General features: G+C 51.4%; 5 protein-coding genes. 3 read left to right on the top strand and 2 right to left on the bottom strand.

Going from position 1 to position 9,496, the window contains the following annotated elements:
- The first annotated feature begins 586 nt into the window (after positions 1-586).
- From HK22_RS14740 to HK22_RS14730, 3 genes are all read left to right on the top strand, one after another.
- Positions 587-3,829, top strand: coding sequence for an efflux RND transporter permease subunit (locus HK22_RS14740; RefSeq protein WP_086649810.1), 3,243 nt, complete (start codon positions 587-589; stop codon positions 3,827-3,829).
- On the top strand, positions 3,826-4,530 hold the full coding sequence (locus HK22_RS14735) for a response regulator transcription factor (protein WP_086649809.1): 705 nt from the start codon (positions 3,826-3,828) through the stop codon (positions 4,528-4,530). Before HK22_RS14740 ends, HK22_RS14735 begins: the two co-directional genes overlap by 4 nt.
- A 68-nt stretch (positions 4,531-4,598) precedes the next feature.
- Positions 4,599-5,918: a sensor histidine kinase KdpD gene (locus HK22_RS14730; RefSeq protein WP_233142731.1), complete on the top strand. Its 1,320-nt coding sequence runs from the start codon at positions 4,599-4,601 to the stop codon at positions 5,916-5,918.
- On the opposite strand, the gene HK22_RS14725 is transcribed toward HK22_RS14730, so the two are convergent.
- Together HK22_RS14725 and HK22_RS15155 are read right to left on the bottom strand one after the other, a co-directional pair.
- Positions 5,908-8,196, bottom strand: a complete 2,289-nt coding sequence (locus tag HK22_RS14725) for a TonB-dependent siderophore receptor (RefSeq protein ID WP_158093579.1) — start codon at positions 8,194-8,196, stop codon at positions 5,908-5,910. The two genes, HK22_RS14730 and HK22_RS14725, sit on opposite strands and share 11 nt — an antisense overlap.
- Before the next feature lie 957 nt (positions 8,197-9,153).
- The gene (locus HK22_RS15155; protein ID WP_156474410.1) at positions 9,154-9,321 is read right to left on the bottom strand and encodes a hypothetical protein; all 168 of its coding nucleotides are present in this window, start codon (positions 9,319-9,321) and stop codon (positions 9,154-9,156) included.
- Positions 9,322-9,496 lie beyond the last annotated feature (175 nt).

Genomic DNA, 9,496 nt, shown 5'->3' with positions numbered 1-9,496 from the left:
AGTGCAGGACGACATGCCAGCGGATATTTCGGAAAAAAAGGAGGATACAGGACACGGAGCTGACTGCCGTGCTGATCGATAGCGCCACAGGAACGCCCTCTGGACGCAGTAAGAGACCGAGCACTGGCATAAGAACCAGCCCCGCGCCGCCCCCGGAAACAGCACTCAGAGCAAATGCAATGAATGCATGCGATGCCAAATAAGAGAAACCAGCCAGCCATTTCTCGGCACTCCGTCTTATCCGTCTCTTATAACAAGCGAAAATGACCCGATGTGTTGGCGATAAATTCGCTGGATATATCAATCCCCTCTCAACCGGCCGCAAACGCCAACAAAATATACAACCATTTTATAGAAGATAATTTGCCATATCCACATCAGACCACACCCGCACTCAGAAATCGAAACAAAAAAGTTCGATTGCCGTAAAAATAATAGCAAATACGTCCGATTGGAGACCGTAATATTTTAATTAATAATACCCAATATTGCCTATATTCCCTTGCGAGTTTGGAATGCTTCCTCGAGTGTGCAGAAAGCATCCCAGATACTGGACTGCATGAGAACAGGACAAAGATTAAGCCGAATGACAGACTGGTTTATATCCAGGCCCATAGCAACGACACTGCTCACACTCGCGCTCTGCCTGTTTGGTATAATGGGCTATATATCACTGCCTGTTGCCGATCTGCCCAATATTGATTTTCCAGTTATTCAGGTGCAGGCCCTTCAACCTGGCGGAACACCTGAGCAGATCGCAAGTTCCATTGCGGAACCTCTCGAACGCCAACTGGGATCCATTGCTGGTTTGGAGGAAATGACATCGCAGTCCAGTAGTGAAATGCTGCGGGTTACGCTTCAGTTTTCGCTTTCGCGAGATATCAATGGAGCGGCTCGTGATGTTGCCGCTGCCCTGCAGGCAGCTCGCGTTGATCTGCCGCGCACTCTAAGACAGAATCCGACGTATTCGAAAGCCAATCCTAATGACCCCCCGGCCCTGATCCTTGCACTAACGTCGCATAACCATACGTTGCCAGAATTATACGATCAGGCATCCAACAATCTGATGCCACTGTTATCGCATATCCGTGGCGTCGGACTTGTACAGATCAGTGGCAGCGCATTGCCCGCAGTGCGGGTGGAAATAGATCCTCTATTTTTATACAAATATGGCCTGGGATTTGAAGATGTCCGCGCGGCGCTGGCTTCGGCCAATGCCCATACGCCTAAAGGGGTTATTGATACACACGATCAGCGCTTTCAGATAGCGACCAATGATCAGATTCACCATGCTGCCGACTATCAAAACCTCATCGTAGCATGGCGCAACAGTCGGCCAGTTCATCTCGCTGACGTTGCGCAGATCGTTGACAGCGTCGAAGACGTTCGTAATGCCGGCTACTATAATCGCCAGCCGGCTATTGTGATGCAGGTATACATGCAGGCCGGTGCGAACATCGTCGCGGCGATGAATCAGGTACACAGTCAATACAAGCAGATGCAGCGCAGTCTGAAACCCGACATTGACCTTCATGTGGTCATGGATCGATCCGTCGTCATTCGCGCCTCTCTTCTGGATACACGCATGACTCTCGGCATCTCAATCGTGCTAGTCATACTGATTGTTCTTCTGTTTTTAGGGTCTCCCCGTGTGGTGCTCGTTCCGGCCATCGTCATCCCTGTATCTCTTTTGGGAACGCTCGGTTTCCTGTGGGTGCTCGGTTATGACCTCGATAACATGTCGCTGATGGCATTGACGATCGCCACCGGTTTTGTCGTTGACGACGCTATTGTCGTCGTCGAAAATATTGCACGGCACGAAGACGGGGGCCTCTCTGCCTTGGAGGCCGCGAAGCGTGGTGCGCGCGAGGTTAACTTTACAATCATCTCGATCACAGCATCACTGATTGTGGTTTTTCTCCCGATCCTGCTTATGGGCGGGTTGACCGGTCGTCTGTTCCATGAATTCGCCATAACCGTCTCAATCTGTCTGTGCGTTTCAGCCTTATTGTCTCTGAGCCTCACGCCAATGATCTGTGCACATCTGGGTACACAAGGTCCGGCGAGTGCGGTTACTCAGGCTCTGGACAGATGCCATGACCGCGTACTGCATGCCTATCAGCGCACCTTGATGACCTCTCTTCGTCATCCGATCATGGTCCTGCTGTCCATACCGGCTACGATTGGTCTGACACTGTTACTCTACCAAAACTTGCCACGAGGCCTCTTCCCCGACGAAGATACAGGTATGCTCCTGGGACGCATTCTAGGAAGCGAGACAATCTCGTTCCAGTCGATGGAGCGGAACATGAACTCTGTCCAGGCTCTACTTCTGCAAGATCCTGATGTTGCATCCGTTGCGGGCTTTCTTGGGGGGCGGGGCTCTTCCAATCAGGGCAATATCTTCATACGCCTCACAGACAAGGCGATACGCCACAACAGCGTTGCCCAGACCATGAAGCATCTGGATGCTCGCACGCGCGTTTTGAAAGATGCGCGCTTCTTCGCACTTCAGCGAGGCGCCATCCGGATTGGCGCGCGCCCCAGTAATGCGGCTTATCAATATAGCTTGAGGGCAAACGATGCTCACGTGCTGTACGACTACACACAGCGCCTTCTAACCGCTCTGGTCAGCGAGCCAACGCTGACTGACGTCTCCTCAGATGTCCTTCTGGGAGGCAGCAGTATGGACGTCCATGTTAATCGTGACACATCTGCGCGCTTACAAATCACGGCTCAGCTGCTTGGTAATGTCCTTTATGATGCCTATGGCCAGCGCGCCGCATGCGTCATCTACAATCCGCTCAACCAATATCGCGTCGTTATGGAGGTCGCGCCACGCTTCTGGCAGTCCCCCGAGACCTTGACCCAGACATGGATCAGTACGTCTGGAGGCTCTCCTTCGGGGGCGTCGCAATCAAATCGCATTCGTGTCCGATCCACTGGTTCCAACGCCAGCAGGCGCGGCGTATCCCAGAGCGTCGATAATCTGCTGGCGAACAGTCTCGCAGGAGGAGCATCAGCATCATCTGGTTCGGCCGTATCGACAACGATGGAAACAATGGTGCCGCTATCCGTCGTGTCTACCCGCCAGGAAAGTGCAACAGCGCTCGCGGTCAATCACGAGGGCCAGGCCATCGCCGCGACGATCTCGTTCAATCTTCCGCCAGGTGTCTCATTGGGCCAGGCGATGAACACCGTCGATAGAGCAGTCGCGCGCATCAAGCTTCCGCCGTCGATTCAAGGTAGCTATGCTGGAAATGCCGCACAACTACGCAGTTCGGTGGGAAGCGAACCACTTCTCTTTGGATGCGCTGTTCTGGCGATTTATATCGTGCTGGGCATATTATATGAGAGCATGATCCACCCATTGACGGTTCTCTCCACTCTACCATCCGCAGGTGTGGGGGCGATGCTGGCCTTATGGCTGTGCCGTGAAGAATTTTCTCTCATGGCGATGATCGGCCTGCTTCTTCTGGTCGGAATTGTCAAGAAGAACGCGATCATGCTGATTGATTTTGCGATTGAGGCCGAAAAACATGGAGCAACAACCCGGGATGCAATCCTGCAGGCCTGTGAATTGCGCTTTCGTCCCATCATGATGACGACATTTGCGGCGGCGTTTGGCGCTCTGCCGCTGGTTCTTGGACATGGCTATGGTGCCGAGATGCGTCTGCCACTCGGCATTACCATTCTCGGAGGCCTCGCATTAAGTCAGGCGCTGACACTTTACACCACGCCGGCCCTGTATGTCGCTCTCGATCACCTCTCGGTCATGGCAAAGCGCGTCCTTGCGCGTCAACATCCCTCTCTGGGCACCCCATCATGAGTCAAGAAATTCCGCATTCTGTCGCACACCTCCTCCTTGTTGAAGACGACGTCAATACTGTCGGCTATATCGAGCGCTTTTTCAGAAATTCACATGTCCATATTACAACGGCCACTGACGGCATTAGTGGCCGGGACCTTGCGACATCCCGTTCATGGGATTGCATTATTCTTGATCGCCGCCTTCCTAGAATGGACGGTTTGACAATTTTAACGCAAATCAGAGCTGAAAACATTCAGACACCTGTTCTCTTTCTGACGACCATGGACGGCATTCATGATCGCGTCAGCGGGCTGCGAAGCGGGGGAGACGACTATCTGGTCAAACCATTCGCTTTAACGGAACTCTCAGCGAGAGTAGAAAGCCTCCTCCGACGGTCAAAGGCACTCTCAAACGATACCCGCCTCATATTCGCGGATATCGAGATAGATCTTCTCGCCCGTGAAGTCCGTCGCGCCGGGACGAAGTTGTACATTCAGGCCCAGGAACTCAAGCTGCTCGAATATTTCATGAGACATCCACTCGTAATTTTTTCTCGTGAAATGCTTCTGCAAACTGTCTGGGACATCAATTTTCCGATCCGCACCAATCTGGTCGAAACGCATATCAGTAGACTGAGAGAGCGACTGGGCCGCGACGCCCCGCAGTTGATTCATACTGTCAAAGGGAAAGGCTATATCCTGCGGAACCCTGAAATATGAGAAATTACACAGCCGCACCCTCTCAGGGACCGTCCGTCTTTCGCAGCTCGTCTTTTCGGATCGTGGCCATGTTTGCGAGTTGCTTCGTCATCAGTGGTGTCACAGTGATGGCTTTCTCCGGCTACCATAGCCTGCACCTTCTTTCCCAACAGATGAAGCAGTCCGTGGCCAATGAGCGTGACGAGGCCCTTTCTGAGGCGCGCATTAAGGATATCGCGCACCTTGAACCCGTGATGAGCGAACTCGTACGAAACGAGCCGGGGTTTTATTATCTTCTTCAAAATGCGCCGGGACACGTTGTTGTCGGCAACATGTTTCACCTGAGACCTGTTCCAGGCTGGCGAACGCTATCCTGGACCCATCGTTCCCTGCCACCTGACCATCGCCCCGTCATCGGATACGGTTCGGTATTACAGGACGGCGGATACCTGTTCGTCGGGATCGACGCGGAGCCGGTACAGACCCTCCGTCGAGACCTCTGGTTCATGTTGGGCTGGAGCGCCATCGGCTTTATCCTCATCGGTGTCGCCGGCGGTTTTGTTCTCAGTCGCCTTGTTCTAGGCAAGATTGAAGCCATCAGCCAGACCGCTCGTGACATCATGCGTGGCGACCTGTCTCGCCGGCTCCCCTTGAATGCCGCAAATGACGAGTTCGATCATCTTGCAGTCAGCCTGAACGCCATGCTTGAAAGAAACGAGACCCTCGTTGCCAGTATACGTCAGGTCACCGATGACATCGCTCATGACATGAGACGTCCGCTTGCCCATCTTGGCCACCATCTTGATGATCTGTCAGGAATTTCGCTGCCTCCTGCTAAAACAGAAGCCCTGAATCAGGCCAGGCATAATCTGAACGAAGCCTTGGAAATTTTCTCTTCTTTGCTGAAACTCGCTCAGATCGAGGCCGATGATCGTGTGCCCGACAGTCAGACACTAGACGTGCATGATCTTCTTGTCACGATTTCAGACCTTTACCAACCTATCCTCGAAGACCATGACCAGCGCCTCAGTCTCGACGTCTCTACTCATACCATGCACCTTCATGGAAACAGAGTGCTTCTGACACAGATGCTTGCCAACCTTCTTGAAAATGCTACAAATCACTGCCCTGCGGGGAGCGAAGTCACTCTTTCGGCTTCCGCTTCCCCCAAGACAGTGACCATTGTAGTCACCGACAACGGGTCAGGCATTCCCGTTCACGAACGGGAGCATGTCTTTGAGAAAATGGTCAGGCTCGACAGGAGCCGCTCCGTGCCGGGAACAGGACTTGGCCTCAGCATGGTGAGGGCAATTGTCCGGCTTCATGGAGGGCAGATCCGCCTTCTGGACAACGAGCCTGGCCTCCGTTGTGAAATGATGTTCCCGAAAGCTCCAAGCTCTACATCTTGAAAATTAACTGGAACGTCACCGCTCGCCCGGCAGCAATCCGGGAATAATTGGCATAGACACGATCATAATATCGCTTGTTCGTCAGGTTTTGTAGGTTGGCCTGCAAATCCAGCGTTTTGGTAATCTGGTAATCCGCAACCATGTCCAGGCGAACATACTCGGGAACCCATGTCTGATTGTTCACATTTGTGTAGCGCTTGCTCATATAGGTCAGGCCACCGCCGGCCTTGAACTGCGGTAGTATTTTATACGTGCTCCAGAGAGCTACGGAATTTCCGGGCGTGTAAGGAAAGCGCTTTCCAACGTTCGCATGGGTCGGGCCACCGTCCATTACGGTGCTATCCAGATAAGTCCACCCACCAAAGACTTCCCAGCGTGGTGTTATATTACCTTCTACGTTGATTTCAGCACCACGGACGCGCTGAGTTCCCGCGTCGATCTGGTTGCCGAAGCCATCGGACACCTGTGCATTGGTCATCTTTCCATCAAACAGAGATCCTGTGATGGAAAAACGACCGTCCAACAACTCGGCTTTTGCGCCCACCTCAATATTTTTACCGTTCTGTGGCGCGAGCTTGTTGTTCGCTGTCGACAAGGCGATCTGTCCGTCCGCACCCGCATCCACGCCAACCGGATTGGAAGCTGTCGCGTAAGAGAAATAGATGCTGATCGGCTTGATGGGCTTATAGACCGCGCCTGCCTGATAATTAATGAAGCTCTGATTATTGCTCAGCCCAACATTTCCCTGCACGGCAGACGTCATGAATCGGTCAAACCGCACTCCGCCATTGATGAGCAAATGATCATTGAACATGCTCATCGTATCGAAAGCGTAAGCTGATCCCGTCGTGACATTTGTATTAAGCGGCGCGATACCGGGCTCACCCAGTGAGTAGGAGCCAGTCCAGGGATTATGCGAACTCCAGCCTCCCAGGCTCGTTGCAGAAACGCAATTATAAGCGACAGAGCAGGAACCACCATTGCGCAAATTATGTCCGGTTGAGTCTACAATGTAATATTCATTGCGAGTCAGGCGCTCACGCGACACCTCGATACCGGTATTGATAGAGTGATGAATGAACCCGGTATCGAACGTTCCGGATACCATCGCCTGTTCCTGAAAATTGTCCGTATGGAATTTTCCGGATTTCGCTTCCAGAAGTATATTCTGATTGGTGAGAGATGTACTCTGCCACTGAGGGTTGGTCGCAATGTAATCATATTGCGTGCTCGTCCACTGAAGTGTGTTGCGAAATACAAAATTACGCCACAAATCCTGTTCAAGGATGATCTGACCGAGATCTGTCGTACTGCGCTCGAAATCCCGATCCTTCAATCCCAACACCGTATGGCGCGGAATCTCAAGTGGCTCGTGGGTAATCTTGCTATACGGCGCTGAATAATCAGGCATATCGAAAGAATAGAGGTGGTAATACCCAAGCGTCAGACGTGTCGGTGTCCCCAATCCGAAAGACATCGACGGAGCGACACCCCATTTATGCCCACCAGTCGGCTCGCGGCCAGCCGTATCACCATCGTCTCGCATAGCGTTCAGACGAAAAGCCGTCGAAGATCCGATCTGCCGGTTGATGTCGATCGTCCCTCGTTTATAGGCCGCCGTTCCGAAGCCGATCTGACCGGAGAGACTATTACCAAGCTGGGCTTTCTTGGTCGTGATGTTGATCTGTCCACCCAGCCCCCCACGACCGCCATAGACTGAGCCCGGTCCCTTCAGAACTTCCATCTCCTCAACATCGAACACTTCACGCTGACTGACACCGCTATCCCGTAGTCCATCGATGAACATGTTACTGTAAGAGCCAAAACCACGGATCACCGGATAATTTCCGCCGGGAATGGCATACGCATCTCCACCCCGAAAACTCACTCCTGGAACGGTCCGCATGGCTTCTTCAAACGACGTCGCGTTCACCAGCTTCATCTGCTCCTGCGTCACAACAGAAACCGAGCGAGGTGTATCAAGCAAGGATGCCGTATATTTTCGGTTTGGAGACTTACCAGTCAATTGAGAATGAGTCTTTCCCCAGACTGTCAGCTTTTCCTGGTCATTTGTCTGTGTACTCCCGCTGTAATTAAGAGCTTTCGCTCCTGTATCTGTTGTTTTTTTCGATGTGACTGCTAGCTTGCTATTTGCATCTTGAGATTTTGTATCTTTAACTTCAGCCGCATAAGCACAGCTTTCAATTATCGTACCGGCGAGACAGCCAAAAATAAAAGAGTAGGAACAGAGACGAAAAACATTCTGAAGGTGAAGCATTTTTTCTAGCTGTATATGAGAACGCTTCGCATTAGCTATATGCGTTTCCCCCTCTGAGCAATCAGCATTCATCGAGATTGGGAATTATTAATTGTGTGAATAATTCGCACTACCGCTTTAGCCTGCTGTATTCACATTGATTCGTGTATAAAGTGAAAATTATAGATTGCCACCAAACTACTATACGAATAGAGATAAATAAAACGTTTATATTGGAAGAATATATATTTATTTTGCGATCAATCTGAAGATTTTCTTGTTCTTTTTTTGTAGCGCAATCAAATTTAAGACTGAACAATTTATATATGGTATTACATTAAATATCATCTCAAGATAGTAATTAACTTCGATATACCCTCGATCTTAAAGGATAAACCTATTTTCTACTTATGTTTCTGGCTATTATACTCTTCGGTTTCCCTCAATATCCCATTCCCTCCAGAATCGTAAACTACGAGTTTTATTATGGCATTCAGGCGTGCTATGCCTTTTCCACGGCCGCCTGTAATGCAATGATTATCGCCATTTGGTTCAGGGGTTGAATCGGGGCAGCGTGAATCAACTGGCGGATAAGATTCTCATCGCCTGGGCGCACGTCGCCGTCACGATCGACCCCGCCTTGATCGCGACCCGCTCCCGCGAGATCATGGACAAGGCAGCAACGTATTCATCGACAGGTAGGTTGAATTCATCACGTTGCCCTAATTGGTAGGCCGAGCATCGTAATGGCCGTGCTTATCTGCAAATCCTGCTGCTTAACCCGGTGGGGCTGACGATGCGCGCACGCCCACCAATACATGATACCTGAGGGTCTAATCGGCAATGAAATCTGGATCTGTAAGCTTAAAACTAGAGGAAGCTTTTTTTTGGGGGGGGGTGATGACCCTGCGCCCTGAAATGCCCTCGATTTGAAGTAAGGTCTGTCCACTGGAGACAGGCGATGAAGACAGCGCGTTTTCACAGGACCAGATCATTGGCATCCCGAAGGAGCATCAGGCGGGCGCCACGGCGGCCGATCTGTACCGCGAAGAAGCGCTGACGGTCCGAAAGCGTGGCGGCCTCGCTCGCATTGTCGCCATAGGATGTCTGCTTATCGAAGCCCCAAGCGATCCACTTTACGACCAAGATGGTAGCGGAAGGAGACCTCAAGGGCGTGAGGGGCGGACGCTTACCGCGAATGCCTCACACTGATGTGTAGATACGTTGTTTCGTTATTTAGGCATGAGGTTGCGTTTTTAATATCACATAAAAGTGAACTTCGACAAAACTACGCCGAATTACCTTTCCATTTGTTTCCTAT

The organism is Gluconobacter sp. DsW_056, assembly GCF_002153595.1.
Taxonomy (GTDB): Bacteria; Pseudomonadota; Alphaproteobacteria; order Acetobacterales; family Acetobacteraceae; genus Gluconobacter; species Gluconobacter albidus.
This window is presented reverse-complemented; position numbering and strand designations above follow the sequence as displayed.

Excerpts from the sequence above, each read along its gene's own strand:
- HK22_RS14725 (WP_158093579.1), bottom strand. The coding sequence starts at position 8,196 with ATGCTTCACCTTCAGAATGTTTTTCGTCTCTGTTCCTACTCTTTTATT.
- HK22_RS14735 (WP_086649809.1), top strand. The coding sequence starts at position 3,826 with ATGAGTCAAGAAATTCCGCATTCTGTCGCACACCTCCTCCTTGTTGAA.
- HK22_RS14730 (WP_233142731.1), top strand. The coding sequence starts at position 4,599 with ATGTTTGCGAGTTGCTTCGTCATCAGTGGTGTCACAGTGATGGCTTTC.
- HK22_RS14740 (WP_086649810.1), top strand. The coding sequence starts at position 587 with ATGACAGACTGGTTTATATCCAGGCCCATAGCAACGACACTGCTCACA.